Source organism: Amycolatopsis sp. EV170708-02-1 (genome assembly GCF_022479115.1).
Classification (GTDB): domain Bacteria; phylum Actinomycetota; class Actinomycetes; order Mycobacteriales; family Pseudonocardiaceae; genus Amycolatopsis.
In genome coordinates this window covers 2,028,577-2,053,220 of sequence record NZ_CP092497.1, presented here as the reverse complement: position 1 = coordinate 2,053,220, position 24,644 = coordinate 2,028,577, and the positions used below count along the sequence as shown (strand labels likewise).

At 70.4% G+C, this 24,644-nt stretch carries 23 protein-coding genes and 1 pseudogene; 12 read left to right on the top strand and 12 right to left on the bottom strand.

The annotated features are described in order from the left end of the window. Positions 1–10 precede the first annotated feature (10 nt). Together MJQ72_RS09470 and MJQ72_RS09465 are read left to right on the top strand one after the other, a co-directional pair. Positions 11–895, top strand: a complete 885-nt coding sequence (locus MJQ72_RS09470; protein ID WP_225950060.1) for a DUF58 domain-containing protein — start codon at positions 11–13, stop codon at positions 893–895. Continuing rightward, a complete protein-coding gene (locus MJQ72_RS09465) occupies positions 892–1,872 on the top strand; it encodes a VWA domain-containing protein (protein WP_240598735.1) in 981 nt (326 codons plus the stop codon). Before MJQ72_RS09470 ends, MJQ72_RS09465 begins: the two co-directional genes overlap by 4 nt. 151 nt (positions 1,873–2,023) lie before the next feature. Here MJQ72_RS09465 and MJQ72_RS09460 read toward each other — a convergent pair whose 3' ends face one another. Continuing rightward, positions 2,024–2,485 carry a tRNA (cytidine(34)-2'-O)-methyltransferase gene (locus tag MJQ72_RS09460; protein WP_240598734.1) on the bottom strand — a complete coding sequence of 154 codons (462 nt, stop codon included), beginning with the start codon at positions 2,483–2,485 and terminating at the stop codon, positions 2,024–2,026. Between the two features lie 111 nt (positions 2,486–2,596). On the opposite strand from MJQ72_RS09460, the gene MJQ72_RS09455 reads away from it, so the two are divergent. After that, positions 2,597–4,192, top strand: a complete 1,596-nt coding sequence (locus MJQ72_RS09455; RefSeq protein ID WP_240598733.1) for an alkaline phosphatase — start codon at positions 2,597–2,599, stop codon at positions 4,190–4,192. Here MJQ72_RS09455 and MJQ72_RS09450 read toward each other — a convergent pair. The 6 genes from MJQ72_RS09450 to MJQ72_RS09425 all read right to left on the bottom strand — a co-directional run bounded on the left by MJQ72_RS09450 (position 4,180) and on the right by MJQ72_RS09425 (position 10,469). Beyond that, positions 4,180–4,581, bottom strand: a complete 402-nt coding sequence (locus MJQ72_RS09450) for an acyl-CoA thioesterase (protein ID WP_396426980.1) — start codon at positions 4,579–4,581, stop codon at positions 4,180–4,182. The genes MJQ72_RS09455 and MJQ72_RS09450 overlap by 13 nt on opposite strands. 118 nt (positions 4,582–4,699) lie before the next feature. After that, the gene (locus MJQ72_RS09445) at positions 4,700–5,986 is read right to left on the bottom strand and encodes a lipase (RefSeq protein WP_240598732.1); all 1,287 of its coding nucleotides are present in this window, start codon (positions 5,984–5,986) and stop codon (positions 4,700–4,702) included. Positions 5,987–6,086: 100 nt separating this feature from the next. Then, a complete protein-coding gene (locus tag MJQ72_RS09440; RefSeq protein ID WP_240598731.1) occupies positions 6,087–7,028 on the bottom strand; it encodes a TAXI family TRAP transporter solute-binding subunit in 942 nt (313 codons plus the stop codon). After that, a complete protein-coding gene (locus MJQ72_RS09435) occupies positions 7,025–8,428 on the bottom strand; it encodes a HAMP domain-containing sensor histidine kinase (protein ID WP_240598730.1) in 1,404 nt (467 codons plus the stop codon). The genes MJQ72_RS09440 and MJQ72_RS09435 overlap by 4 nt, the downstream gene beginning before the upstream one ends. A 3-nt stretch (positions 8,429–8,431) precedes the next feature. Beyond that, positions 8,432–9,094, bottom strand: a complete 663-nt coding sequence (locus MJQ72_RS09430) for a response regulator transcription factor (RefSeq protein WP_240598729.1) — start codon at positions 9,092–9,094, stop codon at positions 8,432–8,434. Positions 9,095–9,110: 16 nt separating this feature from the next. Next, the gene (locus MJQ72_RS09425; protein ID WP_240598728.1) at positions 9,111–10,469 is read right to left on the bottom strand and encodes an MFS transporter; all 1,359 of its coding nucleotides are present in this window, start codon (positions 10,467–10,469) and stop codon (positions 9,111–9,113) included. Between the two features lie 192 nt (positions 10,470–10,661). Here MJQ72_RS09425 and fabG point away from each other — a divergent pair, with 192 nt between their 5' ends. Both fabG and fabI read left to right on the top strand, forming a co-directional pair. After that, positions 10,662–11,366, top strand: a complete 705-nt coding sequence (fabG, locus tag MJQ72_RS09420; RefSeq protein ID WP_016334125.1) for a beta-ketoacyl-ACP reductase — start codon at positions 10,662–10,664, stop codon at positions 11,364–11,366. A gap of 50 nt (positions 11,367–11,416) precedes the next feature. Continuing rightward, the gene (gene fabI, locus MJQ72_RS09415; RefSeq protein WP_240598727.1) at positions 11,417–12,184 is read left to right on the top strand and encodes an enoyl-ACP reductase FabI; all 768 of its coding nucleotides are present in this window, start codon (positions 11,417–11,419) and stop codon (positions 12,182–12,184) included. A gap of 63 nt (positions 12,185–12,247) precedes the next feature. Here the strand turns inward: fabI and MJQ72_RS09410 are convergent, their stop codons facing one another. The 3 genes from MJQ72_RS09410 to MJQ72_RS09400 form a co-directional block, all read right to left on the bottom strand. Continuing rightward, positions 12,248–12,652, bottom strand: a complete 405-nt coding sequence (locus tag MJQ72_RS09410) for a nuclear transport factor 2 family protein (protein WP_240598726.1) — start codon at positions 12,650–12,652, stop codon at positions 12,248–12,250. An 8-nt stretch (positions 12,653–12,660) separates the two neighbouring features. Continuing rightward, complete coding sequence (locus MJQ72_RS09405) at positions 12,661–13,842, bottom strand: Cmx/CmrA family chloramphenicol efflux MFS transporter (protein ID WP_240598725.1); 1,182 nt, start codon at positions 13,840–13,842, stop codon at positions 12,661–12,663. A 71-nt stretch (positions 13,843–13,913) separates the two neighbouring features. Further along, positions 13,914–14,498, bottom strand: a complete 585-nt coding sequence (locus tag MJQ72_RS09400) for a TetR/AcrR family transcriptional regulator (protein ID WP_240598724.1) — start codon at positions 14,496–14,498, stop codon at positions 13,914–13,916. 85 nt (positions 14,499–14,583) lie between these two features. Here MJQ72_RS09400 and MJQ72_RS09395 point away from each other — a divergent pair. Further along, positions 14,584–15,629: pseudogene (locus MJQ72_RS09395) on the top strand (ferrochelatase). Between the two features lie 331 nt (positions 15,630–15,960). Here MJQ72_RS09395 and MJQ72_RS09390 read toward each other — a convergent pair. Continuing rightward, positions 15,961–16,536, bottom strand: coding sequence for a TetR/AcrR family transcriptional regulator (locus MJQ72_RS09390; protein WP_240598723.1), 576 nt, complete (start codon positions 16,534–16,536; stop codon positions 15,961–15,963). A gap of 88 nt (positions 16,537–16,624) precedes the next feature. Here MJQ72_RS09390 and MJQ72_RS09385 point away from each other — a divergent pair, with 88 nt between their 5' ends. Together MJQ72_RS09385 and MJQ72_RS09380 are read left to right on the top strand one after the other, a co-directional pair. Beyond that, positions 16,625–17,509, top strand: coding sequence for an alpha/beta fold hydrolase (locus MJQ72_RS09385; RefSeq protein WP_240598722.1), 885 nt, complete (start codon positions 16,625–16,627; stop codon positions 17,507–17,509). Then, on the top strand, positions 17,506–18,126 hold the full coding sequence (locus tag MJQ72_RS09380; RefSeq protein ID WP_240598721.1) for a VC0807 family protein: 621 nt from the start codon (positions 17,506–17,508) through the stop codon (positions 18,124–18,126). Before MJQ72_RS09385 ends, MJQ72_RS09380 begins: the two co-directional genes overlap by 4 nt. Before the next feature lie 9 nt (positions 18,127–18,135). Here the strand turns inward: MJQ72_RS09380 and MJQ72_RS09375 are convergent, their stop codons facing one another. Next, positions 18,136–18,933, bottom strand: coding sequence for a hypothetical protein (locus MJQ72_RS09375; protein WP_240598720.1), 798 nt, complete (start codon positions 18,931–18,933; stop codon positions 18,136–18,138). A gap of 242 nt (positions 18,934–19,175) precedes the next feature. Between MJQ72_RS09375 and MJQ72_RS09370 the strand changes: the two genes are divergently transcribed. The 4 genes from MJQ72_RS09370 (at position 19,176) to mshC (ending at position 24,625) form a co-directional block, all read left to right on the top strand. After that, positions 19,176–20,573, top strand: a complete 1,398-nt coding sequence (locus MJQ72_RS09370) for an ATP-binding protein (protein WP_240598719.1) — start codon at positions 19,176–19,178, stop codon at positions 20,571–20,573. Then, on the top strand, positions 20,570–22,528 hold the full coding sequence (locus MJQ72_RS09365) for a VWA domain-containing protein (RefSeq protein WP_240598718.1): 1,959 nt from the start codon (positions 20,570–20,572) through the stop codon (positions 22,526–22,528). The genes MJQ72_RS09370 and MJQ72_RS09365 overlap by 4 nt, the downstream gene beginning before the upstream one ends. An 18-nt stretch (positions 22,529–22,546) precedes the next feature. After that, positions 22,547–23,311 carry a MerR family transcriptional regulator gene (locus MJQ72_RS09360; RefSeq protein WP_240598717.1) on the top strand — a complete coding sequence of 255 codons (765 nt, stop codon included), beginning with the start codon at positions 22,547–22,549 and terminating at the stop codon, positions 23,309–23,311. Positions 23,312–23,386: 75 nt separating this feature from the next. Next, the gene (mshC, locus tag MJQ72_RS09355) at positions 23,387–24,625 is read left to right on the top strand and encodes a cysteine--1-D-myo-inosityl 2-amino-2-deoxy-alpha-D-glucopyranoside ligase (protein WP_240598716.1); all 1,239 of its coding nucleotides are present in this window, start codon (positions 23,387–23,389) and stop codon (positions 24,623–24,625) included. The last annotated feature ends 19 nt before the right edge of the window (positions 24,626–24,644 follow it).

Below are 24,644 nucleotides of genomic sequence, written 5' to 3'. Positions count from 1 at the left end.
CGGGGAGCGGATGGAGGCGGGCCTGCGCACGCTCGAACTCGACGTGCGCCGCCGTCTCGACGGGCTGTTGCAGGGGAACCATCTCGGCCTGGTGCCGGGGCCCGGTTCGGAACCGGGGGAGGCCCGGCCGTACCAGCCCGGTGACGACGTCCGCCGGATGGATTGGGCGGTCACCGCGCGGACGACGAGCCCGCATATCCGGGAAACCGTCGCCGATCGCGAACTGGAGACGTGGCTGGTGGCGGACGTGTCCGCGAGCCTCGACTTCGGCACGGCGCTGTGCGAGAAGCGCGACCTGGTCGTCTGCGCGACGGCCGCGGTCGCCCATCTGACCGGCGGTGGCGGCAACCGGATCGGCGCGCTCGTCTCCAACGGGGCGGGCAGCATCACGCGCATCCCGGCGCGCGGCGGGCTCCCGCACGCGCGAGGGCTGGTCCGCAAGATCGCCGAGACCCCGCGCGCCGAGGAAGGCGTCCGCGGGGATCTCGCCGCGGCACTGGAGAAACTGCGCCGTCCGCCGCGTCGTCGCGGGCTCGCCGTCGTGATCTCCGACTTCCTCGGCGACACCGAATGGCAGCGCCCGTTGCGGGCGCTCGGCGGGCACCACGACCTCATCGCCATCGAAGTCCTCGACCCGCGCGACATCGACCTGCCCGACGTGGGCACCGTCGTGCTGGCCGACCCGGAGACAGGGAAACAGCGCGAAGTGCACGCTTCGGCCTTGCTGCGCAAGGAATTCGGCGCCGCGGCGCACGCACACCGGCAGGAGGTCGCGGCCGCGCTGCGCCGCGCCGGTGCCGCGCATCTGGTGCTGCGCACCGATTCGGACTGGATCGCGGACATGGTCCGGTTCGTGGTGGCCCGCAAACGACGCTGGTCCGGTGGTGTCGCGTGAGCCTCACCGGATTCGCGTCACCGTGGTGGTTCCTGCTGCTGCTGGCGGTCGCCGCGGTGGCCGTGGGCTATGTGCTTTCCCAGCGCGCGCGGCGCAAGCGCACCATGCGGTTCGCCAACCTGGAACTGCTGGAGAAGGTCGCGCCGAAGAGCCAAGGATGGGTGCGGCACGTTCCCGCCATCCTGATCGTGCTTTCGCTGCTGGTGCTCACCGTCGCGCTCGCCGGGCCGACGGCCGAGCAGAAGGTGCCCCGGAACCGGGCCACGGTGATGCTGGTGATCGACACCTCGCTGTCGATGGAAGCGACCGACGTCGCCCCGACCCGGCTGAAGGCGGCCCAGGAGTCGGCGCGGTCGTTCGCGCAGAACATGACCCCGGGCGTGAACCTCGGGCTGATCTCGTTCGCGGGCACGGCGACCGTGCTGGTCGCGCCGACCACCGATCGCGGTGGCGTGGTGAAGGCGATCGACAATCTCAAGCTGGCGCAGTCCACCGCCACCGGCGAAGGGATCTTCGCCGCGCTGCAGTCGATCGAGAGCTTCTCGGCGATCGTCGGTGGCGCTGAGGGCCCGCCGCCCGCGCGGATCGTGTTGATGAGCGACGGCAAGCAGACCGTCCCGGACGACCTGTACGCGCCGCGAGGCGGCTACACGGCCGCTCAGGCCGCGAAGCAGGCGCAGGTGCCGATCTCGTCGATCGCGTTCGGGACCACGCACGGCTCGGTCGACATCGACGGCAAACCGCAGGAAGTCAAGGTCGACGTCGAGTCGCTGGAGGAGATCGCGCGGCTTTCGGGCGGCGATTTCTACAAGGCGGCCAGCGCTGAAGAGCTGAAACGCGTGTACGACGACCTCGGCGAGCAGATCGGGTACGAGCTCAAGGACGCCGACGCGAGCAGGCCATGGGTCATCATCGGGACTCTGGTGCTGATGATCGGTGCCGCGGCTTCGCTCTTCCTGGGGCAGCGCCTGCCGTAAGCGGCCTTTCTGGGCGGCGGCTGTGTCGCGAAAGCCACCTTCGCAACGCTGGCTCGGGGATGAAGCTCCCTTCACCGCATTAGACGCGGCGAAGGGAGCCTTCATCCCGCCACCGACTCACGGACCGTTCATAGCCTCCGGGGCGGGGCGGTCAGGGGGCCGCGAAGCCGTTCTGCCGCCAAGCCTCGTACACACTGATCGCAGCGGTGTTCGAAAGGTTCAGCGACCGGCTCGAAGGCAGCATCGGCAGCCGTACCCGGTCGGTCACCTCGGCCGACTCCTGCACTTCACGAGGCAGCCCCGCCGACTCCGGCCCGAACATCAGCACGTCACCGGGCTCGTACGCGACGTCGGTGTGCAGCCGCGTCGCCGAGGCGCTGAACGCGTAGACCCGGGCGGGCAGCAGCGCCGCCCATGCGGCGTCGAGATCCGCGTGGACGTGGACGCGCGCGAGGTCGTGGTAGTCGAGCCCGGCGCGCCGTAACTGCTTGTCCTCCAGCGTGAAACCGAGCGGCTCCACCAGGTGGAGTTCGCAGCCGGTGTTCGCGGTCAAGCGGATCGCGTTACCCGTGTTGGGCGGGATTTCGGGGCGGTAGAACAGGATGCGGAACACGAGGGTTGATCGTCTTTCGTTCACGGGCGCTTCGCCTGAGCGCGGCCGGGCGGCCATCAAGCCGGACGAGCATGAGGCCCGCCCGTGACCATCCCACCACAGGAGGGCTTCATGCCTTCGCTCCCTCACCCCCTGTCGCGGCGTCGCTTCCTCGGTTATGGCTCCGCCGGCGCGGCCGCCGTCCTGCTGGGGACCGGTGCCTGGAACGCCGCCGGCGCGATGCCGCTCGCCCGCGGTGCCGGCGACCCGTTCACCCTCGGTGTCGCGTCGGGCGACCCGTTGCCCGGCGGTGTCGTGCTCTGGACCAGGCTCGCGCCGAAGCCGTACGAGGCCGACGGTTTCGGCGGCATGCCGCGAACGCCGGTCCGGGTCGAGTACGAAGTGTCGCTCGACGAGCGTTTCCGCGCCGTCGTCCGCCGCGGGTCCGTGGTCGCCACGCCCGAACTCGGCCACTCCGTGCACCCGGAGGTCCACGGTCTCGCGCCGGATCACGAGTACTTCTACCGTTTCCGCACGGGCGGCGTGATCTCGCCGGTCGGCCGCACCCGGACGGCGCCGGTCGCGTGGTCGTCGCCGCGTGAGCTGAACTTCGCGTTCGCGTCCTGCCAGAGCTGGGAGGCCGGGCACTTCACCGCCTACGAGCACATGGCGGCCGAAGACCTCGACCTGGTCGTGCACCTGGGCGACTACCTCTACGAAAGCGGTGTCACCGGTATCGGCCGCGGTACGCCGGTGGGGCCGCAGTTCAAGGGCGAGACCTTCGACCTGGCCCGCTACCGGCTCCAGTACGCGCTCTACAAGTCCGAAGCGCCGCTGATGGCCGCGCACGCCGCCTTCCCGTGGATCCACGTCAACGACGACCACGAGGTGGAGAACAACTGGGCGGGCGACATCTCGCAGATCGACAAGGAACCGGACCAGGACCGCGCGGTGTTCCGGCAGCGGCGGGCCGAGGCGTTCCAGGCGATGTACGAGCACCTGCCGTACCGCATCGCCCAGCTGCCGAAGGGCCCGGACGCGCGGCTTCACCGCCGGCTCAGCTACGGCACGCTGGCCGATTTCACCATGCTCGACACCCGCCAGTACCGCGACGACCAGCCGTGCGGCGACGGCCAGTCGGCGAACTGCACCGAGCGGTTCGACGAGAACCGCACCCTGCTCGGCTCGGAGCAGCGGCAATGGCTGCTCGACGGGTTCTCGCGGTCCCGCGCGCGGTGGCAGATTCTCGGCAACCAGGCGCCGATGGGCCAGACCGACACCGACGCGGGCGAGGCCACGAACGTCTACCTCGACCCGTGGGACGGCTACGTCGCCGACCGCGACCGCGTGCTCGCCGCGGCGCAGGACCGTGGAGTGCGCAACCTGGTGGTCATCACCGGCGACAGGCACCAGAACTACGCCTGGGACCTCAAGCGCGACTTCGGCGACCCCGGCTCGCCCACCGTGGCGAGCGAGTTCGTCGGGACGTCGATCACCAGCGGCGGCAACGGCGCGGACATGACACCCGGCGGTGAGAACCTGCTGAAGGCCAACCCGCACATGAAGTTCTTCAACAGCCAGCGCGGCTACGTCCGGGTGAACGTGAACCGGCAGCGCTGGCGGAGCGACTTCCGGGTGGTGCCGTACGTCAACACCCCTGGAGCGCCGATCAGCACACGGGCCAGTTACGTCGTCGAAGACCGGCGGCCCGGCGTTCAGTCCGCCTGAGCGGGCACGAAGGGGGCGTACGCCTCGCGCACCGCCGCGGGCGGCGCCGCCTTCGTGAGCGTCGCCGGATCGACGAAGACGTAGCGGGTCTTCACTTCCGCGCACACGACGCCGTCGCGGGTGATCTGGAAGTCGATGATCAGCGACGTCGTGCCGAGGTGGTTCAGGAACACGGCGACGATCAGTTGGTCGTCGTAGCGGCAAGGCGCGCGGTAGCGGAGGTTCGATTCGGCGACGACGACGTCGACACCGCGGGCCAGCGCCTCCTGGTGCGAGCCGAAGAGGGCCTTCTCCACCTCGAACATGGCCATGTCCACATAGGCGAGGTAGTGCGCGTTGAACACGATGCCCTGTCCGTCGCATTCGTGGTAGCGCACGCGCAGCGGCATCTCGACGATGGGTTTCTTCACCCGACCAATGTAGGGGCCGAAGGACGCTTTCCCCGCATCGCATGCGGTGAAAGCGTCCTTCGCCCGATGGCATGCGGGGAAAGTCCCCTTCAGCCCCCTACTCGATGAAATCGATATTCGGATGCCGCGGCGACTCACCGTCGAACAGGTGCTTGTCCCGGCCGCGGAGGTGCAGGTCGAAGAACGCGCCGATGTAGTCCCGCTGAGCGGCCACCGAACGACGGGGATCGATCGTGCCGATGACCGCCTCCCGCTTCTCCGGCGCGACTCGCGAGCCGAGCTGCGGCACCACGACCTGCAGATCGCTGTACGCCATATGCGTGCTGCCACCGCGAAGCAGGAGGTCCCGCTTCCATCCGCGCTGGTTCGCCCAGAAGTCCGCCCAGCTGCGGTCGAACTCGGGGTGCCGGTGCGTGTGCTCCAGCGGTTTGCCGTTCTCGTCGACGCCCTCGGCGCCCATCAGCAGGAACGGCCGGTCGAGGCCGCGTTTCGTGACCTCGCCGGGCACGTAGGCACTGCCCGGCGGGTAGCCGAACGCGGTCGCCATCGCGCCGTCGAGGTTGATCCCGGCGTCGACACGGCGGTCGTGGACCATCGTCTCGCCGGCGGTGAACCCGCCGTAGGAGTGGCCGTAGGCGCCGACCCGGGACAGGTCGAGCGATCGGCCGAGCCCACGGGGGAGCGGCCGGTTCTCGGCGTCCGGGTTCTGTCCGCGGGTGATGTCCGACAGCCTGTCCAGGACGAACCGGCTGTCGGCGACCCGGGCGTCGAGCGCCTTCTTCATGAACTCCGGTCCCTCGCCCGGCGGAACGGCCGTTTCGAGCCTGCCGCCGGGGAATTCGACCGCGGCGCTTTCGTAGGTGTGCGAAAGCGAGACGACCACGTACCCGCGGCTGGCCAGGTCGTCGACGATCGTCGTGTACGTCTCGCGAGGGCCGCCGAACCCGGGGGAGAAGAGCGCCACCGGTTTCGGTGCGCCGTGCGCCACCGGGACGCCGGTTTCGGCGTGCCGCTTCGCCGACGCCCAGTCGATGGAGCCGACCGGGAGACCGAGATAGTCCTCGGCCGCGAACGTCTGATCGATGACGCCGCTCACGCCGGGCGTGAGCCACGGCGCCCGCGGGCCGTCGGCGAACCGGTCCGCCGGATAGGTGACGGTGACCATGAGCTCCCGGCGCCGCTCCGGTTTCCACGGATCGGCGCGGGAGCGGTCGACGAGGTGGAGGTCGGTGGTGCCGACGTCGTAGGGGCCGGTGAGGGCCGGTGCGGTGAGCTTGGCCTGGTCGGCCGCGACGGCGGGGGCCGCCGTGGCGAGCCCGCCCGCGAGCGCGAGGCCCGCGATCAGCGCCGAACTCCGCACCACCCTGGTGTGTCTCGATCCCAATGCTGGAATCCTTCCGGATCGGGGCGGCCCGGTGGCCGCCTGTTTCCGACCCTGGCAGCGCCCCGGTGCGACGCGCATCCATCTGAAGATGGAGCCGCGATCACCCGTGCAGGGCACGGTAGGCCGAGGCGGCTCCGGGATGCAGCGGGACCTTCCCGGTGCCGATCAGCGTCCGGACGTCGAGGAACTGCGTTCCCACCGCGGCCGCGGGGACGAGATCGGCGGCGTGCCCGGCCAGCACGCGCGCCACCGCGGCCGCGACGTCGTCGGGCAGCGAAGGAGCCGCCAGCAGCAGGTTCGCGACGCCGATCGTCCGCAGCTCGCCGACCCCCTGATAGGCCTGCGCCGGCACGTGGACCTGGTCGTACACCGGACCGAAGCCGGCGCGCAGCGCGGGAAGGTGGCCGTCGAGCGGGAGGAGCGTGATCGGGGTGGTGCGGTTCAGCTCGGTGAGCGCGGGGGTCGGGATCCCGCCGGACCAGAGCAGCGCGTCGACCTCGTGCGCGGCCAGCGCGTTGATCGCTTCGCCCAGAAGCAGGTTCTTCGCCTTCACCGGCACCCCGGCGCGGGCGAACAGGCGACTGCTGAACACCGCGACGCCGGACCCGCTCGCGCCCATCGCCACCGGCCGGCCGGACAGGTCGGCGAGTGACCGCACACCGCCGTCCACCCGGACGACGAGCTGGTGGTAGTTCTCGTAGACGCGGCCGATGGCCGAGAACGCGATCGGGACGGAGAACGGCTCCGCGCCGAGGAAAGCGGATTCGGCGACGTCTCCGAGGACGAGTCCGAGATCGGCCCTGCCGTCCCGTAGCCGCCGCAGGTTTTCGACACTGGCCTCGGTGGCCACGGCCGTCGCCCGCAGCCGTGGTTCCGCCCGGTTCAGCTGCTGGGCCAAGAGTTCCGCGAAGGCCAGATAGAAACCGCCGTTCTCGCCCGCCGCGATGAGGACCTCACGTTCCGGTCCCTGATAGCCCGTGGCCGAACATCCGGCGATCGTCGCGAGCCCGGCGAGGAGCGCGGTGCGCCTGGTGACAGTCATGCCTTTTCCCCTGCCGCGAGAGGGAGTTCGACGCGGACTTCGAGGCCGTGCGGTTTCGCCTCACGTAGTTCGAGCTTCCCGCCCCTGGCGAGCACGTGCTGGCTCGCGATCGCGAGGCCGAGGCCCGTGCCGCGTGGCGCGCCGTCGCCCCCGGCACGCCAGAACCGTTCGGTCGCGCGCTCCCGGTCCTCTTTGGACAGTCCGGGACCGTTGTCGGACACGAAGAGCGTCGCCGTCGTGTCGCCGGTTTCGTAGCCGGTGATGATCGTGGCGCCGCGCCCCGCGTAGTGCACCGCGTTGTCCAGCAGGACGTCCAGCACTTGCGCCAGTTCGCTTTCCTCGCACCGCACCGGCACCGGCTCGTCGTGGCCTTCCGCCGCCGCGAGACCCACGCCCGCGTCTTCGGCGGAGGGCCGCCACGCGTCGACGCGTTCGGCCAGGACGGCAGGGAGATCGCAGGGTTCTTCACCGGACTCGCCCGCGGCGAGCCGGGTCGCGGCGCTTTCGGCGAGCGCCAGCGCGAGCAATCCGTCGAGCAGGGATTCCAGGCGCTCGACCTCCGCGACGGTCGCCCGGTAGGCCCTCTGACCGTCGCCGTCGACCTGTGCGGCGAGCGAGTCCACCCGCAACCGCAAAGCGGCCATGGGGTTCCGCAGCTGGTGCGACGCGTCCGCGACCAGCCTCCGTTGCTGTTCGGAGGCCTCGACGACGGCGTCGGACATCCGGTTGAACGACGTCGCGAGCGAACGCAGCTCACGGGGCCCGGCCCGGTCGGGGACCTGCGCGCGATGTCCTTCGGTCACCGCCTGCACGCCCGTCTCCAGTTCGTGCAGTGGCCGCACCATCCAGCGGGCCAGCAGCACCGCGAGCAGCACGAACACCGCCGCGACCAGCACCGCGCCCGCGACGATCGCGGCCCAGCGGGCGGCGACGTCGGCCGCCGCCGTGGTCACCGACGCGCGGAGCACGACGACACCGGCCACCCGGGTCCCGGTGCCCACCGGACGGGCGAAATGGACCGGATCGGCCGACCACGGGCTGAGCTGTTCCGGGCCCTTCGCGGGCTGGTTGCGCAGGGCGGCCTCGACGAGCGAGCGGACCACCGGTTCCGCGGCGGTCATCCCGCCGGTTTCGACCAGTGGCACGCCGCGCGCGTCGACCACCACGACCGCCTCGCCGTATAACGACGAATACCGCTCGGCGTCGACCGCCAGCGCGGTCGGATCGGCGGCGTCGACCGCCTGCTGGGCGAGGACGACGAACCGGTCGACGTCGGCGTTGCGGGCGATCACGAGCTGCTGGGTGCGCTGTGCGGCGGTCGACCCGAACAGCGGGATCGCGAACGCGGCGACCACCGTCAGCGCGAGGGCGACGAGGACGACCAGCAGCCGGGTGCGCACCGGTCAGCCCCGGCCCAGCCGGTAGCCGAAACCCCGGATGGTGGTCAGCAGGCCGGGCCGGTCGAGCTTCGCGCGCAGCTGGGTCAGGTGCACGTCGAGCGAACGGGAGACGGCGAGGTACGCGTCGCCCCAGACCTCGTCCATCAGCTGCTGGCGGCTCACCGCGGTACCCGGGCGGGCGGCGAGCACCGCCAGTACGGCGAACTCCTTGGCGGTGAGCCCGATGTCGTGCCCGTCGACCAGCACCCGTCGCGCGCCGAGGTCGATCTCGACGTCCTCGACGCGCACGACGCCGTCCTGCGGCGCCGCGGAGACGGCGGCGCGGCGGACGACGGCGTCCATCCTCGCCAGCAGCTCGGCCAAGCGGACCGGTTTCGTCAGGTAGTCGTCGGCGCCGAGCCGCAGCCCGCGCACCACCGACCGTTCGTCCCCGCTCGCCGTGAGCACGAGCACCGGCACCGGCGACACCTGACGGACCTTCCTGAGCACGTCGAGCCCGTGCATGTCCGGCAGGTTGAGGTCCAGCAGGATCACGTCCGCGGCGCGATGCCGGTGCAGCGCGTCGCTGCCGCGGATCGCGTGGGAGACGGTGTGGCCGCGCGTTTGCAGCGCTTCGGCGATCGCGTCGGCGACACCGGTGTCGTCCTCGACGAGCAGCACCCGCACGGCCACACCTTCCCGCCTAGCCTTCGCGGCCGGACACGAGCTCAGGCTCGGGCCGCTTCTTCTTGTCCAGCTCCGAGGTCTTCGAGGTTTCCCGCATTGTGCCGTACACGATGAGCGACACCAGGACACAGCCCGCGACGTAGTAGAAGAACACCGATTCGTGGCCCGCCCCCTTCAGCGCCTGTGCGATGAGCTCGGCGGTGCCGCCGAAGATCGCCACGGTGAGCGCGTAGGGGAGACCGACGCCGATCGCGCGGATCTTCGTCGGGAACAGCTCGGCCTTCACGATCGCGTTGATGGAGGTGTACCCGGTGACGATCACCAGGCCGGCCAGCATCAGCAGGAAGGCGAGCACCGGCTCCTTCGTCCCGCCCATCAGCGTCATGATCGGGACGGTCAGCAGGGTGCCCGCGATCCCGAAGAACATCAGCAGCGGACGGCGGCCGATGCGGTCGGAGAGCTTGCCCGCGAACGGCTGCAGGATCGCGGCGACGAGGATCGCGCAGAACAGGATCAGCGTGACCGTCCGGCGCGGGATGCCCGCAGTGTTCTCCATGAACTTCTGGCTGTAGGTGGCGAAGGTGTAGAACGACACCGTGCCGCCGAGGGTGAGGCCGACGACGAGCGCGATCTCCTTGGGGTACTTGATCAGCGCGCGCAGCGTGCCCTTGTCGCCCGCGTCCTTGCCGGTGCCGGAGGCCTTGGTCTCCTCGAAGCTGGCCGACTCGTCCATTCCGCGGCGCAGGACCATCACCACGACCGCGGCGAGCGCGCCGACGACGAAGGCGATGCGCCAGCCCCACGAGGTCAGCTGCTGCTCGGTCAGGACGGCCTGCAGGAGCAGCTGGAGGCCGAGCGCCAGCAGCTGGCCGCCGTACAGCGTCACGTACTGGAAGCTGGAGTAGAAACCGCGTTTGCCCGGAGTGGCCACTTCGGACAGATAGGTCGCGGAGGTCGAATACTCGCCGCCGACCGAGAGCCCCTGGACGAGCCGGGCCACCAGCAGCAGGATCGGCGCGGCGATCCCGATCGTGGCGTAGGTCGGTGTCACGGCGATCATCAGCGACCCCGTCGCCATCAACGTGACGGAAAGCACGAGTGCGCTTCGTCGCCCGAAGCGGTCCGCGAACCGGCCGAGCATCCAGCCGCCGAGCGGCCGCATGAGGAAGCCGACGGCGAACACCGCCGCGGTGCCGAGGAAGGCCGCCGTCGTGTCCTTGGTGGGGAAGAAGGACTTGGCGAAGTACGTGGTGAAGGCGGCGTAGGCGTACCAGTCGTACCACTCGACCAGGTTGCCGATCGAGCCGCGCAGCACGTTGCCGACGACTCGACGTTCGCTCACGGGCGGCGTGGATTCGCCGATCCGGGTTGTCATCTTTGACCTCCTGTGTTCCGGCTCACGGTGAACAATCCGTGACCGCCGGGCAAGGTTTCGGCGCGGTTCCTAACATCCGCTTAGGACGGTCGCGGTTACCCGGAGGTAGGGGTGGCGCGGCTCCGGCGCGAACCAGGCGAGCCGATAGCCTCAGTGCCGTCAGCGCGACAGGACGAGGCGAGGAGAGCTGAAGTGGGACGGTCGGTACTGGTCACCGGCGGCAACCGCGGCATCGGTTTGGCGATCGCGAAGGACCTCGCGGCGCAGGGGCACAAGGTCGCGATCACGCACCGCGGTTCCGGCGCGCCCGAAGGCCTCTTCGGCGTGCAGGCCGACGTCACGGACGCCGAGCAGATCGACGCCGCGTTCAAGCTCGTCGAGGAGCACCAGGGCCCGGTCGAGGTCCTCGTCGCGAACGCCGGGATGACCGACGACACCCTCCTCATGCGCATGAGCGAGGAGCAGTTCACCCGCGTCGTCGACGCCAACCTCACCGGCGCGTACCGGGTCGCCAAACGCGCCTCGCGCGGCATGCTGCGCGGCAAGTGGGGCCGCTACATCTTCATCTCGTCCGTCGTGGGCCTCACCGGTTCGGCCGGCCAGGTCAACTACGCGGCCAGCAAGGCGGGCCTCGTCGGCCTCGCCCGTTCGCTCGCACGTGAGCTGGGCTCGCGCAACATCACCTCGAACGTCATCGCGCCGGGCTTCGTCGCCACGGACATGACCGACGAGCTCGGCGAGGACCGCAAGAAGGAGATCCTCGCCCAGGTTCCCTCCGGCCGGTACGCCGAGCCGTCGGAGATCGCCGCCGCCGTCCGCTACCTCGCCTCCGAAGAGGCCGGTTACGTCAACGGCGCGGTGCTGCCGGTCGACGGCGGCCTCGGCATGGGCCACTGACGTCCCCGTTTTCCCGTACCGATCGCAAACCACTCCGGACTGGAGGTCCCGTGCCAGGACTGCTCGAAGGCAAGCGCCTGCTGATCACCGGCGTCATCACCGACGCCTCGCTCGCGTTCCACGCGGCCAAGATCGCGCAGCAGGAGGGCGCGAAGGTCGTGCTCACCGGCTTCGGCAGGCTGTCGCTCGTCGAGCGCATCGCCAAGCGGCTCCCCGAGCCGGCGCCGGTGCTGGAGCTGGACGTCACCAACCAGGAGCACCTCGACTCCCTCGCCGACCGCGTGCGTGAGCACGTCGACGGGCTCGATGGCGTGCTGCACTCGATCGGGTTCGCCCCGCAGTCCTGCCTCGGCGCGCCGTTCCTGGACGCCCCGAGCGAGGACGTGAAGGTGGCCGTCGACGTCTCGGCGTACTCCTTCAAGGCGCTCACGGTCGCGACGCTGCCGCTGCTCTCGCGCGGTTCGTCGATCGTCGGCATGGACTTCGACGCGCGCGTCGCGTGGCCCGTCTACAACTGGATGGGCGTGGCGAAGGCGGCGCTGGAGTCGGTGAACCGGTACCTGGCGCGCGACCTCGGCCCGAAGGGGATCCGGGTCAACCTGGTCAGCGCCGGTCCGATGAAGACCATGGCCGCGAAGTCGATCCCCGGCTTCTCCGACCTGGAGGAGGGCTGGGGCGACCGCGCGCCGCTCGGCTGGGACAGCTCCGACCCGGACCCGACGGCGAAGTCCGTCTGCGCCGTCCTGTCGGACTGGCTGCCCGCCACCACCGGCTCGATGATCATGGTCGACGGCGGAGTGCACGCACTCGGCATCTGAGTCTCGATGCGCGTGAAGGCCCCCTTCCCTCGGCTGAGCCGCGGGAAGGGGCCTTCACGCGTGTCAGGGGAGGACGGCGTTCGCGACGTGCCAGGAGTCCTCGAGCAGCAGGTATTTGGTGATCAGGCCGGCGTCGTCCACCTCGAACTCGATCGTGAAGGCCGTCTGGATCACCTTGCCGGTGCTGCGGATCGTCGAGCGGAGACGGCCGATCGCGACCGCGTGCGGCCCGTCGACGAGGACGCGTTCGACGTCGAACCGGTCCTTGACGAGGCCCTTGTCGAGCAGGTCGTAGAACTCGCGGATCTCCGCCCGGTTCCGGCGCGGGCCGATCCACGGGACCAGCTCCGTCGCGCCGGGGATGTCCCACGCGACGCTGTCGGCGAAGAGTTCCGTGGCGCCGTCAGTGTCTCCTGTGGACATCCGGCGGAAGAACTCGTCGAGGGTGGCCTTGGTTCGCTCGGACATGTTTCTCCTTACTGGGTAACGGGTTCGCGGAGCAGACGGGTGTCGTCGGTGCGCTGGACACCGGCGGCGAAGGTGAGTGCGACGACGGTGGCGACCCCGAGCCCGACGCTCACCCACGCCACGCTGGGATAGCCGAGACCGGCGTCGATCGACTCGCCGCCGAGCCACGGGCCGACGGTGTTGCCGACGTTGAACGCGGCGGTCGTGCTCGCGCCGACGAGCGTGGGCGCGTTGCCCGCCACGGCGAAGGCGCGGACGTTCAAGGCGGGATTGACCCCGAATCCGGCGACGCCGAACAGGAACACGGCGAAGATGGCGACCGGCGTCGCTGGGCCGGAGAGCGCGAGCAGGACCAGGGCGAGCAGGGCGACGGCGAGGCCGCCGTAGAGGGTCGCGAAGGGCCTCGCGTCGGCTAGCCTGCCGCCGGCGGTGATACCGATCAGCGCGCCGAGCCCGAACAGGGAAAGCACGCCCGGCACCCAGCTTTCCGGCAGCCCTGCGACCTCGGTCAGCAAGGGGGCGAGGTAGCTGAAGGTCGCGAAGATCATCGCCTGCGCGAGCGCGATCACGCCGAGCGCCAGCCAGAACCGGCCGCCTCGGTAGAGCCGCAGTTCGGTCGCGACGTCGGTCTTGTCTTCGCCGTTCTGCGTCTCCGGAACCAGGGCGAAGACCCCGATCAACGCGATGACGGTCAGCACCGTGACCGCCCAGAAGGCCGCCCGCCAGCCCGCGTGCTGGCCGAGGAAGGTCCCGGCGGGCACGCCCGCGATGTTCGCGACGGTGAGCCCGCCGACCAGGATGGCCAGCGCGCGGCCGCGGCGTTCGACCGGGACGAGCGCGACCGCGGTGGCCGCCGCGACCGCCCAGAATCCGGCGCAGGCGACCGCGCTGACGACGCGTGTCGCGAAGAGCAGGGCGTACCCGGATCCCAGCGCGCCCACGACGTGCGAGAGGCCGAAGACGACGAGCAGGGCCATCAGGGTGGCGCGCCTCGGCACCCTCAGCGTCGCGATCGCGAGCAGGGGAGCGCCGACGACCATGCCGATCGCGAAGGCCGAGATGAGCAGCCCGGCCTCCGGGATGCCGACGTGCAGATCGGCCGCCATTCCCGGGAGCAGGCCGGTGATCATGAACTCGGACGTGCCGAGCGCGAACACGCTCAGTCCGAGAACGCAGACTGCCAAAGGCAAGGGACTTCCCTCCAGTTTTGTATCGTTCAGTCCAAAATGTGGGCAGCGTTGCGCACAGGGGTTGTTTCGGTCTACTTCGCGGCGATCGCGTCCACGGCGATGGCGGCGACGGCCTCCATCGCCGCCCGGTCGGCGCCGCGGCGGGACATCAGCCGGAGTCCGGCGACGGTGCTGTGCGCGAACTCGGCGACGGCGCCGGGTTCGCGACCGCTGTCGATCGTCCCGTCGAGTTGTCCTTCCTTGGCGCAGGCCGAAAGAAGGGAGAGGTGCCGCCGGGTGTCGGCGTCGATCCGTGCCTTGATCTCGGGATCGCGCTCGCCGAACTCGGCCACCGTGTTGACCACGAGGCAGCCCCGGCCGTGATGCTCGACCTCTTCGTCGATCGTGTACGCGAACAGGGCACGGATCCGCTCGATGCCGGTCCTGGGTTCTTCGAACAAGGCGGTCCTGGCCGCGATCCCGCGTTCGGCGTAGTGGTCGAGCGCGCGCATGAACAGCGCGTGCTTGCTGGTGAAGGTGTTGTAGATGCTGCTGCGACCCAAACCGGTGGCTTCGCAGAGGGCCTGTGTCGACGTGCCCTCGTAACCGCGTGCCCAGAACGCGTCCATGGCGCGCCCGACCGCGGCGCGCTCGTCGAATTCCTTCGGCCTGGCCATGGAAGCGACCGTACCAGGTTTTGGATCGGTCGGTTCAAAACGGGTCGGGTCAGCGTGCGGAGCGCCACAACGGCAAGATGACAGGGTGGGTTACGACGCGCTGCTTTGGCTTTCGTTCGGTGGTCCCGAGGGACCCGACGAGGTGATGCCGTTCCTGGAGAACGTCACTCGGGCCGAGGGGTCCCCCGGGAACGGCTGCTCGAGGTCTCCGAGCACTACCAGCACTTCGGCGGGGTCTCGCCGATCAACCGGCTGAACCGGGACGCGATCTCCGCGGTCGAGAAACAACTCGCGGCCGCCGGCATCGATCTGCCCGTCCACTTCGGCAACCGCAACTGGCGCCCGATGGTCGAGGACACCCTGGCCGAAATCACCGAGGCGGGTGCTCGGCGCGTCCTGGTCTTCCCCACGAGCGCGTACGGCGGCTATTCCGCCTGCCGTCAGTACGACGAGGACATCGAGCGGGCTCGTGCGTCGGTCGGCGACGGCGCGCCGGAGCTGGTGAAACTGCGGCAGTTCTTCGACCACCCGCTGTTCATCGCCGCCTTCGCCGACGCGGTCCGTGCCGCGCACGCGAAGCTGGGGAACCAGCCCGGGACCAGGACGGTGTTCTGCGCGCACTCGGTGCCCGAGTCCGCCGACAAGGCATCCGGCCCGCCGTCGGAAGGCGGACGGCGTTACTCGCGTCAGATCGCCGAAGCGGCCAGGCTCGTCGCGGCCGAAGCGGGGATCGAGACCTACGACGTCGTCTGGCAGTCGCGCTCCGGCCCGCCGCAGGTGCCGTGGCTGGAGCCGGACATCGTCGACCACATCGACGCGCTGCACGCGGAAGGCGTCACGTCGGTGGTGGTCTGCCCGGTGGGCTTCGTGTCCGACCACCTCGAGGTGATCTGGGACCTCGACAACGAGGCCGCCGAGAGGGCCGCGGAGCACGGCATGGGCTTCGCGCGCGCCGCCACGCCGGACACCGACCCTCGGTTCGCCGAACTCGTCGTGGAGCTGATCCGGGAACACGTCGAGGGGGCGCCGGCGCGGAAGCTGTCGCCGTTCCCGGCGGCCGGGTGCACGATCAACGGGGCGCCTTGCGCGGTGGGGTGCTGCGAGCCCGCGAAGAGGCCCGCGCGCCCGTAAGCGCCCCGCCCTCGTGAGTGGCAAGGACGGTTCTAACCGTCCTTGCCACTCACGAGACTTGACCCACCATGCCACCGCCGCCTTCACTCACTGCTGCAGTACATGAAGGCCCCCTTCATTGCGCTAGACGCAATGAAGGGGGCCTTCACGTACTTGGGAAGGCGCGAAGGTCGAGTCTCTTCGGCTGAGCCGGGTGAAGGGGCTCTTCACGCGCCGTCGCTGTGACTGCTGGGGCTTGTGGTGTCGCCGGGGTTACGGTGGCGCTCGGGTAGTCCGTGAGGGCCTCCTTCCCTACCTTCAGGGTAGGCAAGGAGGCCCTCACGGACCGTCTTCAGGCGGCGATCCTCGACAGGTGGAGATCGATCAGGGCGATGGCCTCGTCGCCGGATTGGTACCCGAGCAGCACCGCGTCACCGAGGCCGGAAACCAGCGCCAGCAAAAGGGTGGCTTCAGCGGCCGGGTCGACGGACTGGGCGAGATCGCCGTCCGCCTGGGCTTCGGCGAGCAGCGCCGCCACCGCGTCGCGAAGCAGCCCGTGGCCGGTCCGGAAGTGGCCGGCGATCTCCTGATCCTTGAGCGCGCGCACCAGGAAGGCGTTGGCGACCAGTGCGTCGTCCCGGCCCGCGTCGTCGAGGGGGAGCAAGGCGACGAGCAGGTCCCGGGCGCGAAGCTCGCCCTCGGACGGGGCGGCGATGCGCTCCTCGACTCCGCCTCGCAGGGTGGTCGCCGCGAACCGCAGCATGTCGTCCCGTGACGCGAAGTAGTGCTGCACGAACCCTTTCGAGATGCCGGCTTCGGCCGCGACCTCGTTCAGGCTGACCCCTTCGAGCCCCCGGTCGGCCGCGATGCGGCGAACGGCCGCGGCGATCTGCCGCCGCCGGTCCTCGTGATCGACGCGTTTGGGCACCCACTCCTCCTTTTGACAGTCCGATCGGATTGCAAACTTCTCACCAACTGTTTACAATCCGATCGTATCGTAAAGAGGAGGGGTGCGAATGAAGGTGGGCGGTTTCGCCTCGTCGGCGGCGCGAGCCGAGTACGAGGCCGTGTACGAACGAGGATTGGCGGCTTTGCCCGCGCCGGCCGGTGTGCACGACATCCAGACGGCGTTCGGGGTGGCGCGCGTGTACCGGTTCGGGCAGCCGGGCGGGACGCCGATCGTGTTGTTGCCCGGTCGCGCGGGCAGCGCGGTGATGTGGGAGCCCAACCTCGCGGCGCTGCTGCGGCACGGCGAGGTCTACGCGGTGGACCTCATCGGTGAGCCGGGCCGCAGCGAACAGACCGTCCCGATCCGCGGCGGCGCGGATCAGGCCGCTTGGCTGAGTACGGTGCTCGCGGAACTCGACCTGCCGTCCGTGCACCTGATCGGATACTCGTTCGGTGGCTGGCTCGCCGCCAATCTCGCGGTGCGGGCGCCGGAGCGGCTGCGGTCGCTCACCGTGATCGACCCCGTGCTGACCTTCGGCGGACTGACCGCGGGCCTGGTCGTCCGCGCCACCCTCGCCGCGATCCCCGGCGTCGATCGATGGGCCCGCCCTTCGTTCCTCCACTGGATTTCCGGTGGCGCGGAGGTCGACGCGACGGATCCGGTCGCGCGGGTGATCGACGAAGGTATGCGGACCTACCGCATCGCCCTGCCGTCACCCAGGTTGTTCACCGACGAGCAGTTGCGCTCACTGCGGATGCCGGTGCTGGCCTTGATCGCCGGGCGCAGTGTCATCCACGATCCGGAACGCGCGGCCGCCCGCGCGCGTGAGCTCCTGGCGCGGGGACAGGTCGAACTCTGGCCGTCGGCGACCCACGCCATCGCCGGTGAATCCGCAGCGGAGGTCAACACGCGTGTCCTGAAGTTCCTGGCCGACTGCGAAGCGGACTCGTGACCGCGCGCGGCAAGAACCCCACGCTGTCGTTGCTGCTCTGGGACGTCGCGCTTCCTTTGGCCGCCTACTACGGGCTCCGGCTCGCCGGCCAGAGCGAGCAGGTTTCGCTGCTGGCCGGAGCGGGGCTGGCCGCGGCGCGGATCGCATGGGTCGCCGTCCGCGACCGGTCCTTCGACGGCTTCGCCGCGTTGCTGGCCGGTGTGCTCGGGGTCGGGCTCGTGCTCTCGCTCGTCACCGGTGACGCGAACTTCCTGCTGCTGAAGGAATCCTTCGCCACCGCGACCGCCGCGCTCGTGCTGTTGCTGAGCTGCTTCAGCCGCACGCCCATGGTGCTCGTCGCCGTACGGGCCGGTTCCAGCGCGGCGAAACGCGCGGAGATCGACCGGCTCGGCGACGAGGTCCCCGCGTTCCGGCGGGCGTTCACCCGGATGTCGGCGGTGTGGGGAGTGGCGCTGTTGCTGGAGGCCGCGATCCGGGTGCCGCTGGTCTACACCTTGCCGGCCGACGTGATGAACGCGCTCAGCGTGATCCTGCTGCTCGCCGTCATCGGCGGGCTTTCGCTGTGGTCCGTCCGGTACGCCGAGAGGATCCAGCGGAAGCACGCCGTGGCCACGTGAACCACCCGGCTACGGGTGCCTGTCCGCCTGCTCGGCGAACACCCGCACGGCCTCGTTGATCGCCGCGCACCGGGCGTTGCGGACGGCTTCGGTCAGCGGCCGCAAGGCTTCCGCCCGCCGAAGCGCCGCCGACGAGGAGAGCGCTCCGCCCGGATCGTCGGATTCGGCGATGGCGAGGATCGCCGCGATCTCTTGGGAGCGCTGAAGCACCCGCAGTGCCCGGCTGGGCATTCCGGCGGGCCAGGGCGCGTCGGTGGCCGCTCGGAGCCGAGCCGAGAGCTCCGCCCGCACCCCGGGCCGTTCGCTGGCGACGTCCAGTGCCTGCAGCGCACCAGCGCTCGCGCGGATCGCGTCGGTCAGGCCGTGCTCGGCCTCGCCCAGCGGTCGGTACTCGAGGACGCCCGGCATGGGCACCGAGTACACGGTCCAGCGCATGAGACCTTCGGCGATCGCCTCGGGGACCACCCCGTAGCCGAGATCCGGCAGCACGACGGCCTCTCCGGTCCGCAGCGCGGCCGCGGCGAACGGCCCGCCGCCACCGAGCCCTCGCACGTCACCGGGCACCGGGAGCAGCAGCTGCATGCTCTTCGCCCCCTGCGAACGGAGGGCGAGCAGCAGCTGGACCGGCGTCGCGGCCCGGTTGAACGCGAGCGGCAGATCGAACGCCTCGGCGGCCGCCGCGTCCGCGGCGACGAAGTCGTGGGCTTCGCCCCAGACCTGCAGGGCGTCAAGGACGTCGTCGGAGGCCGCGGCTCCGTTCAGCCACGCCGAAGACCAGACCGCGAGGGTCGCACTAGGACGGCACACCGGACTGATTTTAGTCGTGCTTTCGGCGAAACCAGGAAATGGGCGGGTTAACCCCGGCTTGACTTCTCCTCTCTCCAATGTGGGGACAACGACCTCGGACGGGTGCCATGCCTCAAGCCTCCCGGACGGACGCCGGCGCCACATCGACCGATCTTCCGAAGATCGATCAACCGAACGGTTGATGCGGAGATGGAGTTGCTTCACGTCGACAGCGGCCACGCTCGCGACGTAGCGTCGAACGGGTGAACGATGTTCCCGCAAACCTGCCCCGGACCGCCGGGGACCTCCGCGCGGCGGGTCACCTGCCGCGGTCGATCAACCAAGAACTGCACGACAACCTGCTCGCCAAACTCCGTGACGGCGAAGACGCCTGGCCCGGGATCGTCGGCTTCTCGCGCACGGTGCTGCCTCAGCTGGAACGCGCGCTGCTGGCCGGGCACGACGTCGTCCTCCTCGGCGAACGCGGCCAGGGCAAGACCCGGCTGCTGCGGACCCTCGCGGGACTTCTCGACGAGTGGACTCCCGTCATCGAGGGTGCGGAGCTGGGCGAGCACCCGCTCGACCCGATCACCCCGGAGTCGCGCCGCCGCGCGGCCGAACTCGGCGACGCCCTGCCCGTGACCTGGCGCCACCGGGACGAGCGGTACACGGAGAAGCTGGCCACACCGGACACCTCGGTCGGTGACCTGATCGGCGACGTCGACCCGGTGAAGGTCGCGGAAGGCCGCAGCCTCGGCGATCCCGAGACCATCCACTTCGGACTCGTCCCGCGTGCCCACCGCGGCATCGTGGCGATCAACGAGCTGCCGGACCTCGCCGAGCGCATCCAGGTCGCGTTGCTGAACGTGATGGAGGAACGCGACATCCAGGTGCGCGGCTACACCTTGCGCCTGCCGCTGGACGTGCTGCTGGTGGCGACGGCCAACCCGGAGGACTACACCAACCGCGGCCGCATCATCACCCCGCTCAAGGACCGGTTCGGCGCCGAGATCCGCACCCACTACCCGCTCGACGTCGAGGCGGAGATCGCGGTCGTCCGGCAGGAGGCGCGGCTGGTCGCCGAGGTCGGCGAGCCGTTGCTGGAGGTGCTCGCGCGGTTCGTGCGGAACCTGCGCGAGTCGCCCGCGATCGACCAGCGGTCCGGTGTTTCGGCCCGGTTCGCCGTCGCGGCGGCGGAAACGGTCGGTGCCGCGGCGTTGCGCCGGTCCGCGCTGACCGGTGAGGAGCCCGCGGTGGCGCGTCCGGTCGATCTCGACGCCGTGCCCGCCGTCCTGCGCGGCAAGCTCGAATTCGAGCCGGGGGAGGAGGGACGCGAGACCGAGCACCTCGTGCACCTGCTGCGCCGGGCGGTCGCGGAGACGGCCCGTTCGCGGTTCGCCGGCCTGGACCTGCTGCCGCTGGCCGACGCCGTCGAGTCCGGGCATCTGGTGGCCACCGGAGAACGCGTTCCCGGCAAGGACGTCCTCGCCGCGCTGCCGGAACTGCCGGTACTGCACGACGTCGCGGCGCGTGCGGGTGTCGCGCCGGACGAGCCGGCGGGGCGGATCGCGGCCGCGGTCGAACTGGCGCTGGAATCCCTGTTCCTGTCGAGGAGACTCGCCAAGGACTCGGACGACTCGACGACCGTCTACGGCCGATGAGTTTCCTCCCGGAAGGTTATTCGTACGGGCCGTGGCACGACGGCCCGGATCCGCTGGCGCCGCCCGCGGATCTGCGGGACGCGCTCGACGAGATCGGCCGCGACGTCATGGCGGGCGCCTCGCCCCGGTCCGCGCTCGAAGAGCTGCTGCGGCGCGGCACCCCGCGCACCGCGGGTCTCGACGAGCTGACCAGGCGGCTCTGGCAGCGCCGGTCGGAGATCCAGCGGCGGCACCGGCTCGACGGCACGCTCCAGGAGGTCCAGCGGCTGCTCGACCAGGCGCTGGAGGCCGAGCGGCGCGAACTGTTCCCCGACCCGGACGACGACGCCCGTTTCCGCGAGGCACAGCTGGACGCGTTGCCGCCGGGGACGGCCGCGGCGGTGCGCGAACTCGCCGAGTACGACTGGCGATCGCGTGAAGGCAGGGAGAACTACGAGAAGATCCGCGACCTGCTCGGCCGTGAGCTGCTGGATTCCCGTTTCGAGGGGATGAAGGAGGCACTGCGGAACGCCGGGCCGGAACAGGTCGAACAGGCGAACCGCATGCTCGCCGACCTGAACGAGCTCCTGGCCGCGCATGCCCAAGGTCGTGAGGACGTCCCGGAGCGGTTCACGGAGTTCATGCGTCAGCACGGCGAGTTCTTCCCGGAGAACCCGAAGAACGTCGAAGAGCTGATCGACGTCCTCGCCGCTCGTGCCGCGGCCGCGCAGCGGATGCTGAACTCGATGACTCCCGAACAGCGCGCCGAGCTGGCCGAACTGTCCCAGCAGGCGTTCGGCGACCCCCGGCTCGCGCAGCAATTGTCCACTTTGGATGCCCAGCTGCGCGCGTTGCGCCCCGGCGAGGACTGGACCTCTTCGGAACGGTTCCGCGGCGACGATCCACTGGGCCTCGGCGAGGGAGCCCGGGCGATGTCCGATCTCGCCGAACTGGACGCGCTGGCCGAACAGCTCGGCCAGTCGTATCCCGGCGCGAGACTGGAGGACATCGACGTCGACGCGCTGAGGCGCCAGCTCGGACCGGACGCCGGTGTCGACGCGCGGCGGCTGTCCGAACTGGACCGCGAGCTCCGGCGGCAAGGACTCTTCGAACGCGCTCCCGATGGCACGCTTCGCCTGTCTCCCAAGGCTTTGCGGCGGCTGGGCCAGACGGCGCTCGCGGACGTCGTGAACGCGCTGCGCGGCAAGACCGGGCAGCGGGAGACCGAGTCCGCCGGTGCCGCGGGCGAGCCGACCGGCGCGACCAGGCCGTGGCGGTTCGGGGACATGCAGCCGTGGGACGTCTCCAGGACGGTCCGCAACTCCGTCCTGCGCTCGGTTTCGGTGGGGGAGCGATCGGTCCGGATGGACGTTGCCGACGTCGAGGTGATCGAGACCGAGCACCGGTCGCGCGCGGCGGTGGCGTTGCTCGTGGACACCTCGTGGTCGATGGTGCAGGAAGGCCGCTGGCTGCCGATGAAGCGGACGGCGCTCGCGCTGCACCAGCTGATCAGCACCCGGTTCCGCAACGACGCTCTCCAGCTGATCACGTTCGGCCGCTACGCGACATCGGTCGAACTGGCCGAATTGGTCGGTCTGGAAGGCGCTTGGGAACAGGGCACCAACGCCCATCACGCCCTGCTCCTGGCCGGACGGCATCTGCGGCGGCATCCCGACGCGCAGCCGGTGGTCCTGATGGTCACCGACGGCGAGCCGACCGCACACCTGGAACCGGACGGATCGGCGGAATTCGACTACCCGCCCCAGCCGAGGACGCTGCTGAAGACCCTGTCCGAAGTGGACCGTCTGGCGAAACTGGGCGCGTCGACGACGGTGTTCCGGCTCGGGGACGACCCGCGACTGACGGAGTTCGTCGACCTGCTCGCCCGTCGCTCCGGCGGCCGGGTGGTCGCGCCCGATCTCGACGGGCTCGGCGCCGCCGTGGTCGGCGACTACCTGCGGACCAGGAGGCGCTGACTCACCTACGCTGGGGCGATGGGGTATCCGGTCGGGAAGGTCGCGGCGCTTTCGGGCGTCACCGTGCGCACGCTGCACCACTACGACGAGATCGGCCTGCTGTCCCCGAGCGGGCGGACGGCCGCGGGGTATCGCAGCTACAGCGACGACGACCTCGACCGTCTCCAGCGCGTCCTGTTCTACCGGGAGCTCGGGTTCGGCCTCGAGACGATCGCGAAGATGATCGAAGATCCGGGAGTGGACGCGCTGGAGCATCTGCGGCGTCAGCGTGAGCTGCTCGCCGACCGGATCGGCGAGCTGACGCGGATGGCCGAATCCGTCGAGCGGGTGATCGCGGCGAAGGAAGTCGGGAGCGTGCTGACCCCGGAGGAGCGGTTCGAGGTCTTCGGCGAGTTCCGTGAGCCGGAGGGCTACGCGGAGGAGGCCGTCCGCCGGTGGGGTGAGACCCCGCAATGGCGGGCGGCGGCCGTGCCGCGGTCCAAGGAGGAATGGCTCGAAGCGGAGAAGGCCCGGGAGGACTGGGTCCGGCGGCTGCTCGCCGTGTTCGACTCCGGCGCGCCCGCCGACAGCTCCCCAGCGATGGACCTCGCCGAGGAACACCGTCGGATGCTCGCGGCGTTCATGGGTGACTGCGACCTCACGACGCACCGTGAGCTCGCCGGGCTGTACGCGACCGAACCGGTCCAGCTCGGTTTCCTGGTGCGTGAGCCGGACCAGCGGCCGGGCCTCGGCGAGTACATCCGGGACGCCGTCCACGCCAACGCGGACCGGGCAGCCGGATAGCGGATGCGGTTACTCCGGCCGTGTTCGTCTCCCACCGGGCGGGAACGGCGCGGCGGCTCCGCTTACAGTCGGGGTATGCAGACTTGGTCATCGGTCGACGTGCCCCGTATCCCCGGCACCCCCCGTCCGCTGCGGCTCCATGACACCGCGACGGGACAGATCCGTCCCACCGCGCCCGGGCCCACCGCCCGGATGTACGTCTGCGGCATCACGCCGTACGACGCCACCCATCTGGGGCACGCGGCCACGTACCTGACGTTCGACCTGGTGAACCGCCTGTGGCGGGACGCCGGGCACGAAGTCCACTACGTGCAGAACGTGACGGACATCGACGAGCCCCTGTTGGAGCGCGCCGAGCGGGACAAGGACGACTGGGTCGTCCTCGGCATGCGCGAGACGGCACTGTTCCGCGAGGACATGACCGCGTTGCGGGTGTTGCCGCCGCGGCAGTTCGTCGGGGCCGTCGAGAGCATCCCGGAGATCGTCGAGGTGATCGCCAAGCTGCTGGCCAACGGCAGCGCCTACCGCGCGGACGACGCGGAGTACCCGGACATCTACTTCGACCACAACGCCACCGGGCACTTCGGCTCCGAGTCGAACTACGACGCCGAGACGATGGCCAAGTTCTTCGCCGAACGCGGCGGCGACCCGGACCGTCCCGGCAAGCAGCACCCGCTGGACGCGCTGCTGTGGCGGATGGCGCGCCCCGGCGAGCCGTCGTGGGAGTCCGAACTGGGCGCGGGCAGGCCCGGCTGGCACATCGAGTGCAGCGCGATCGCGGTCAACCGGCTCGGCCTCGGCTTCGACGTCCAGGGCGGTGGCTCGGACCTGATCTTCCCCCACCACGAGTACAGCGCCGCGCACGCGGAGGCCGTCGCGGGGGACAGGCCGTTCGCGCGGCACTACGTGCACGCCGGGATGATCGGCCTCGACGGCGAGAAGATGTCGAAGTCGCGCGGGAATCTCGTGTTCGTCTCGCGGCTACGCGCCGACAAGGTCGACCCCGGCACGATCCGGCTCGCCCTGTTCGCCGGCCACTACCGCGAGGACCGGCCGTGGACCACGCAGCTGCAGACCGACGCCGAAGCGCGGCTGGCGCGCTGGCGTGAAGCGGTCTCGCTCGGCACCGGTCCCGCGGCGGAGGACACCGTCGCGCGCCTGCGGGACCACCTCACCGACGACCTCGACACGCCCAAGGCGCTCGCGGCCGTCGACGCCTGGGTGGAGCAGGCGCTGAACCGTTCCGGCACCGACCCGGCCGCGCCGGGCCTGATCCGGAACGCGGTCGACGCGCTGCTCGGCATCGAGCTCTGAAACCGCTGCTGGGGCGGAG